Annotated in this window: 5 protein-coding genes; 1 reads left to right on the plus strand and 4 read right to left on the minus strand. The window is 66.7% G+C overall.

The window, feature by feature from the left end; genetic code table 11:
* Positions 1-30 precede the first annotated feature (30 nt).
* From AAFN89_RS14165 to AAFN89_RS14175, 3 genes are all read right to left on the minus strand, one after another.
* Entirely contained in the window at positions 31-1,065 is a 1,035-nt protein-coding gene (locus AAFN89_RS14165) for a DUF2955 domain-containing protein (RefSeq protein WP_347539721.1), read from the minus strand.
* Complete coding sequence (locus AAFN89_RS14170; protein WP_347539722.1) at positions 1,055-2,197, minus strand: HlyD family secretion protein; 1,143 nt, start codon at positions 2,195-2,197, stop codon at positions 1,055-1,057. The genes AAFN89_RS14165 and AAFN89_RS14170 overlap by 11 nt, the downstream gene beginning before the upstream one ends.
* Positions 2,198-2,274: 77 nt before the next feature.
* On the minus strand, positions 2,275-2,529 hold the full coding sequence (locus AAFN89_RS14175) for a hypothetical protein (RefSeq protein ID WP_347539723.1): 255 nt from the start codon (positions 2,527-2,529) through the stop codon (positions 2,275-2,277).
* Positions 2,530-2,818: 289 nt separating this feature from the next.
* On the opposite strand from AAFN89_RS14175, the gene AAFN89_RS14180 reads away from it, so the two are divergent.
* Complete coding sequence (locus AAFN89_RS14180; protein WP_347539724.1) at positions 2,819-3,907, plus strand: hypothetical protein; 1,089 nt, start codon at positions 2,819-2,821, stop codon at positions 3,905-3,907.
* Positions 3,908-3,961: 54 nt separating this feature from the next.
* Here AAFN89_RS14180 and AAFN89_RS14185 read toward each other — a convergent pair whose 3' ends face one another.
* On the minus strand, positions 3,962-5,563 hold the full coding sequence (locus AAFN89_RS14185; RefSeq protein ID WP_347539725.1) for a 2-isopropylmalate synthase: 1,602 nt from the start codon (positions 5,561-5,563) through the stop codon (positions 3,962-3,964).
* Positions 5,564-6,135 lie beyond the last annotated feature (572 nt).

Consider the following 6,135-nt stretch of genomic DNA (forward strand, 5'->3'; position numbering starts at 1 on the left):
TCCCCCACCTCAAGGTCTGCACGGCCGTCGTCATGATGGACGAAGGCTCGCGGGTGATGGCGCAATGCGCGCAAACGGCAGGAAAAGGCTGATCGCGGCCAGCGCGTAGAGCCCGGCGGCGACGATCTGGGCGAGCCGCTTCAGAACGTCCACATCCGCCGACAACGCCGCCGGCGAGAAGGCCAGCCCGAACAGGAGGGCGAACGCCACAAATCCGGGCAGCAGCACATGGGCAAGCGCAGGCCCCCTATCCAACTGCCATGCGATGAAAAGCGCGAAGGCGGCGGTGACGGCGGCGAGCACCGCAACATTGTCGTGCAGATCCACCATTGTGACCGCCACCGCGGCCAGAAGGCCGCCCATCAGGTTGCCGGCGGCAAAGCTCACGGCGTAGGCGGTGGATTGCGCGATCCGCTGCTGTCGCAGCATCGTCGCGACGGTGAGCACCACCACCATCGCCGCAAATCCGTCCGCCGTGAGCGACAGGTGAAGCGGCAGGATGACGGCCGTCGCGGCGATCGCCCGCCGGCCGATCCCGCCGACCGGCCCCGCTTCCATAACCGCCGTTGGTTTCGTGGCCGGTGGCTGTCGCGGGAAGGCGGCGTGGGCGAGGAACATGAGGGCGATGCCGACCGATACCGATATCAGCAGTTCCGCGACGAGGATCGCGGCGAGAGTCGTGGAAACCGCCGCCAGCGTCGTCACCACGATGCCCATCGTGAGGATCATCGCACCGGCTGCCGCCGTCTTCGGCTGCGCGGCGAGAGCGAACCCCCAAAGGTAGATCAACCCGACCCCCACGGCGTAAAGCCAGGGGCTGTCCGCCGTCAGCGCCGATACGCCATAGGCAAACAAAGTCGCGCCCGCGACGACCACGAAGAACCCGATGGCCTTCTTCGCAGTGGGCCGCGATCCCGGCAGCGTGAGAAGCTGCAGCGCGATCACTGCGGCAAGCGGCGGCACGAGCGCCCCGCGCAGGATCTCGAACACCAACCCCAACGCCACCGCAAAGGCCAGCCTCAGCCCCTGATCGCGGCGCGCCAGCATCGTCATGTCACGAGACATAGGTGAGCATCGAGATCAGCCGGATCCGCAACCAGGCGGCAGCGTTCATCACCGCATTGTCGCCGGCATAGACGATCACCGCGGCCTTCGACCCGTAGCGGGCGCCGCGCGGCAGGTCCCGGGGGTCGAAGGCGAGTTGCACCGGGAAGCGCTCGGGATCCGTCAGCCAACCGGTCTGCATCGCGACCTCCGGCAACCCCGTCGCCGGGTCCACTGAGCCCGAGGCCACGCCCCAGCCGATGCTCGACACCGTCGCCCCGAACACGCGCCCGGGCAGCGTGTCCAGCACCACCTCCGCCCGCTGTCCGGGCGCCAGGACGCCGAGGCTGTTCTCGCGCATCGGCGCCAGCAGCCATACGGACTCCACGCTGATGAAGGTCATCGCCGGCTGGCCGGCCGTCACGACCTGGCCGCCGGCAAGCTGCAGGTTGGTCACGATCCCGTCCGACGGCGCCGTCACGATTGTCTTCGACAGGTCGAAGCGCGCCTTTTCGAGATTGGCGAGCGCCTCCTGCACCTGCGGGTTATCCTCGCCCTCCGGTCCAAGCTCCTCACGCGCGCGGATCAGGTCCGCCTCGGCGCCGGCCACGGACGCGCGAGCCGCATCCAGTTCGGCATTGGCCTCGTCCTCGCGCGCTCGCGCATAGACGCCCCTCTGGACAAGCTCGAACGTTCGCGCGGTCTGAGCCTGCACGTTCGCCTCCGCCGCGCGCGCCTCGTCGAGCATGGCCTGCGCCGTGTCCACGGCGGCCGTGGAGGCGCCGATGCTCTGTCCCACCTGGGCAAGCTTCGCCTGCGCCTGATCGACCGCGATCTCGAACGGCGTCGGGTCCAATTGGAAGAGCGTGTCTCCCAGAGCCACGCGCGAATTGTCGACCACCTCCACGTTCAGCACCTGGCCCGCGACCTCAGGCGCCATGCGGATCACGAAGGCCTGCACGCGCGCATCGGCCGTAAACGGCGTCGTCCTGTCCGCCACCACGTAGTAGGCGAATACGAGGACCGCGAATGCGAGCGCGATCAAGGTGATGCGCCTCAGCCCGGCGAGATCCCGATCCTTCGGTGGTTCCTTTGGGGGCGCGGCGGCCTCGCCCTCCTCCACCGCAATACGCTGTTCGGAATGGGTGTCCATAGCGCCCTGGCCCAACGCATGTTTGAGGTCGCAAGGTTCGTCCTCGATTGGCGGCGGCGGAAGCTATTTACCGTAAACTACGGATCGATCGGGCGTCCGGCCGTCGCCAGGGCCCGTTCAATCTCCCGCTCCAACTCGAGCAGGAGCGTGCGGTATTCGGCGATCCGTTGCCGGTTGTCGCCGAGCTGGGACTCAAACCGACGGAGGGTTGCCAATCCAAGATCGTAATCCTCGCAGATCGACCGGAAGGCTTCGCTTTCGCCGGCGAGGTTGGCGATGGCTTCGGCGCTTTCGGGAAAGCGCTCGATGGCACGGCGCACCGCGTCAGGCATGATTCAATTGCCCCTGATTGCGGAAGGCGTATGCGTATCGGTCCAGCGGCGTTGGCCGCCGCCATCAGACAGGATTTCAAACGCGCGCGCCGGGGGGAAAGTGGTTTACCGTAAACTACGGCTACTCCACCGATAGACGCCCATCGATCCGATGGCTTTGGAAACGGTCCTGGCGCATAATGGAGCATCAGGCGCCGGATTTGCCTGATCTGGAGATTCCGGCAAAAGCGACTCAAGACTCGCACGGTTCAGCGAGCCCCTCCATCAGCGGCGGGCGAGGTGTTCCGCGATGACCCAGCAGGAGCGTCCGGCAGCGGCGGCGGTCCTCGAGCAGTTGAACCGCATCGTGTCGAGTGGGGAATTCGACGCGTCCGAGCGGAACCGTCGCTTCCTTCGGTACATCGTGACCGAGACGCTTGACGGCAGGGCGGACCGCATCAAGGCCTATGGCATCGCCACGGCGGTGTTCGAGCGGGATTCCGGTTTCGACCCGCAGACCGATCCGATCATCCGGATCGAGGCCGGCCGGCTGCGGCGCGCGCTGGCCCATTATTATCTGACGGCGGGGCAAAGCGATCCGATCCGGATCACCGTGCCCAAGGGATCATACGTCCCGAACTTTGCCTGCATGCCCGACGCGCCGGTCGTACCGGCGCAAGCGGAACGAACCCGTCACGGCGGACGGCGCATTCGCCCATGGATGGCAGTCGCCCCGGTCCTCCTGGTTCTGTTGACGCTCGGCGCATCCTGGGCCGGCGGGTTCCGGCCCTTCGGAGAGAACGTTGAACGCCAGACCCCCGTGGAGCGCGGGCCGAGAATATTCATCGCGCCGTTCGAGGCGGACAGCGCGACGACGGATCATGCGGGCCTCGCCTCCGGAGTGACCCGCGACATCGTGGCCGGCCTGACACGGTTCGAGGAGATGTTCATCCTGGCGCCCGAGACAAGCCTCCGCCATGGCGCGCGGGAGGATCTCGTCGCGCTCGTCCGGGATCTGGATGTCGATTACATCGTCTCCGGAGGGTTGAGCGCGACGCCCGAGCGCATGCGGGTGACGGTCGCGCTGGTGGACGCCAGATCCCGCCAATTCCTCTGGTCCGAGGCGTTCGAGGGCGATCTTTCGGCCGGCGATCCCCTGCGCGCCCAGATGCAGGTCGCCGACCGCGTGGTCCGGGCCCTGGCTCAGCCCTGCGGCGTCATCTTCAATGTGAGGGTAAGGGATATCCGGGGCGCGCCGCCGGGCAGCCTCACGTCCCATGAATGTGTGCTGGAGTACTACCGACACTATCAGGGAGCCCGGGCCGGTTACCGTGCCGTAACGGCCACTCCTGCCCCCACCCCGGCCCTCCCCCGCTTCGCAGGGGAGGGAGTTCCATAGCCCCCTCTCCTGCCCTGCAAGAGAGGGGGCCATGGGGGGTAAGGGTGCTTCTGGTTAGGCCGTGAGGGCTTCGGGGGCGGTCTTCTCGCGCTTCACCAGCAGCTTGTTGAGGGCGTGGATGTAGGCGCGGGCGGAGGCGACCAGCGTGTCGTAGTCCGCGCCGTTGCCGACGACGGTCTTGCCGCCCTCCTCCAGTCGCACGCTCACCTCCGCCTGGGCGTCGGTGCCGCCGGTGACGGCATGGACCTGGTAGAGCTGCAGCTTCGCCTCATGGGGCACGAGCTTGGTGATGGCGTTGAAGATGGCGTCGACGGGGCCGGAGCCGCCGGTCTGCGCCCAGCGGGTGTCGCCGTCGATCTCCAGCACGATCTGCGCCGACTGGGAGCCGATCGACCCGGCCATAACGCCCAGCGAGACGAAGCGGATGCGGTCATATTCCTGGGCCACGGAATCGTCGATCAGGGCGACGATGTCTTCGTCGAAGAGTTCCTTCTTCCGGTCGGCCAGATCCTTGAAGCGCTGGAAGGCGTCCTGGAAGGCGTTGTCGCCGATATCGTCGTAGCCCAGTTCCCGCAGCTTGGTGCGGAAGGCGTTGCGGCCGGAATGCTTGCCCATGACCAGGTTGGTCTTGGTCAGCCCGATCGATTCCGGCGTCATGATCTCATAGGTGCCGGCATGCTTCAGCATCCCGTCCTGATGGATGCCGCTTTCATGGGCGAAGGCGTTGGCGCCGACGATCGCCTTGTTCGGCTGCACCTGGAAGCCGGTCACGCTCGACAGCAGGCGCGAGGCCTTCATGATGTGCTGGGTGACGATGTCGTTGTGGTACGGGTAGGCGTCCGGCCGTGTCCGGATCGCCATCACGATCTCCTCCATCGAGGCGTTGCCGGCGCGTTCGCCGATGCCGTTGATGGTGCATTCCACCTGCCGCGCGCCCGCCTGGACGGCGGCCAGCGCGTTGGCGACCGCCAGCCCCAGATCGTTATGGGTGTGGGCGGAGAGGACGATCCCGTCCGCACCGGGCACCCGCTCCAGCACCATGCGGAAGATGGCGGCGTAATCCTCCGGCGTGGCGTAGCCGACGGTGTCGGGGATGTTGATCGTGGTCGCGCCGGCCTTGATCGCCGCCTCGATCGTGCGGCAGAGGAAATCAGGCTCCGTCCGGGACCCGTCCTCCGGGCTCCATTCCACATCGTCGGTGTATTGGCGGGCGTGAGTGACGCTGTCGACCACGGCCTGCAACACAGCCTCCGGCTCCATCTGCAGCTTGTACTTCATGTGCAGCGGCGAGGTGGAGAGGAAGGTGTGGATGCGCGGGCGCGCGGCACCCTTCAGCGCCTCGGCCGCGCGGTCGATGTCGCGCAGGGTGGCGCGGGCGAGCCCGGCGACGGTGGCGTTGCGGACGATGGCCGCGACCTCGCGCACCGCCTCGAAATCGCCGTTCGACGCAATCGGGAACCCAGCCTCGATCACGTCGACGCCCATCTCGTCCAGCATGCGGGCGACCTTCAGCTTCTCCTCCAGATTCATGGAGCAGCCGGGCGATTGCTCGCCGTCGCGCAGCGTGGTGTCGAAGATGATGATGCGGTTCTTGTCGTCGCCGGCAGAGGCGGCGGTCGTTCGGGCCGTGGGGGCGGCGGCGGTCTGCACGGTCATGGAATGATCCTCTCGAAATCCGGTCTGGGAAGTTCAAGGCCCTGTCATCAGGGCTCGTCTCAGGGTCCCCCTGGACGCCGGCGCTCCCATCACGGGCGGGAGCGGATCAATGCGTCCAGGGGCCGCTAAGTCGAAGGAGCAGCCCACCGAGCAGGAGAAGCGACGCAAGCACGGAAATACCCTTGTCCGCCAGCGGGCGGAGGGCGATGGTCCGGCTCTTGTTACGCGGCGCAGCCACGGGTCGTTCGTCTCCTGGTCATCCGGAACGAGGGAGACAATTCCGCGCCTCCGACGCCTTCGGATCACTATCTTTATGCGGAAGGGGCGATTGAGGCAACGTCTTTCGGCGATGGGAGCGGACTTACCCTTACCCTCACCCCCAACCCCCTCTCCCGCAAGCAGGAGAGGGGGCTATTGGACTCCCTCCCCTGCAAAGCGGGGGAGGGTCGGGGTGGGGTCCAACCCGGATAGATAGGTGACAGTTTAGCCCGGCGACATGGGTGACAGGTCTCAGAGTGGTTGCAGGAGGTGCGGCCATGCCCTGGAGAGAGACCTGTGTGATGGATCAGCGG

It is taken from the genome of Inquilinus sp. CAU 1745 (assembly GCF_039839375.1).
In the GTDB taxonomy this organism is placed as follows: domain Bacteria; phylum Pseudomonadota; class Alphaproteobacteria; order DSM-16000; family Inquilinaceae; genus JBDOQU01.

Coding starts and splice junctions, on each gene's coding strand:
- AAFN89_RS14165 (WP_347539721.1), bottom strand. CDS start 1,065: ATGTCTCGTGACATGACGATGCTGGCGCGCCGCGATCAGGGGCTGAGG.
- AAFN89_RS14170 (WP_347539722.1), bottom strand. CDS start 2,197: ATGGACACCCATTCCGAACAGCGTATTGCGGTGGAGGAGGGCGAGGCC.
- AAFN89_RS14175 (WP_347539723.1), bottom strand. CDS start 2,529: ATGCCTGACGCGGTGCGCCGTGCCATCGAGCGCTTTCCCGAAAGCGCC.
- AAFN89_RS14180 (WP_347539724.1), top strand. CDS start 2,819: ATGACCCAGCAGGAGCGTCCGGCAGCGGCGGCGGTCCTCGAGCAGTTG.
- AAFN89_RS14185 (WP_347539725.1), bottom strand. CDS start 5,563: ATGACCGTGCAGACCGCCGCCGCCCCCACGGCCCGAACGACCGCCGCC.